1 protein-coding gene is annotated in these 449 nt (G+C 62.8%); it reads right to left on the bottom strand.

The annotated features are described in order from the left end of the window. On the bottom strand, positions 1-325 hold a 325-nt coding region (locus D7Y15_RS43770), incomplete at its 3' end, for a M3 family metallopeptidase (RefSeq protein WP_233605339.1). Positions 326-449: the final 124 nt, after the last annotated feature.

Consider the following 449-nt stretch of genomic DNA (forward strand, 5'->3'; position numbering starts at 1 on the left):
GGTCCATGGCCTTGGCCGGCTCTTTGGCCATGGTGTTTACCATCCGCCAATGGGCATGGGTTGGAAAACCAAGCAGCTTGGCGCGGTCGGCGCGAAGCTTGACGATCTCGGCGACCAGCGCGTTGGTGTCGTTTCCGTCGCCATTGTCGCCGCGACTGACGAACTCCTTCCAGACTTTCTCGCGAAGCCCGCGATTGTCGGCAAAAGTCAGGATCGGGTCGGCGGCCGAGCGCGTGTTGAGGATCGCATATTGGCCGGCGGGGAGCCCTTTCGACCTCGCGGCATTGGCCGCAGCACTTTTGACATCGGCCGGGACGCCCTTCATTTCCGCTTCAGCGGCAGGTGTGAACTTGGCCTAGTCCGCAACCACTTTTTGCGTGAAGGCCCCGAACGCGGTCGCCAGTTTCTGGTTGATCGCCGCCAGCTGCTCTTTCTCGGCGGGGCCGAGG

It is taken from the genome of Corallococcus sp. AB030, from assembly GCF_003668965.1.
Taxonomy (GTDB): domain Bacteria; phylum Myxococcota; class Myxococcia; order Myxococcales; family Myxococcaceae; genus Corallococcus; species Corallococcus exiguus.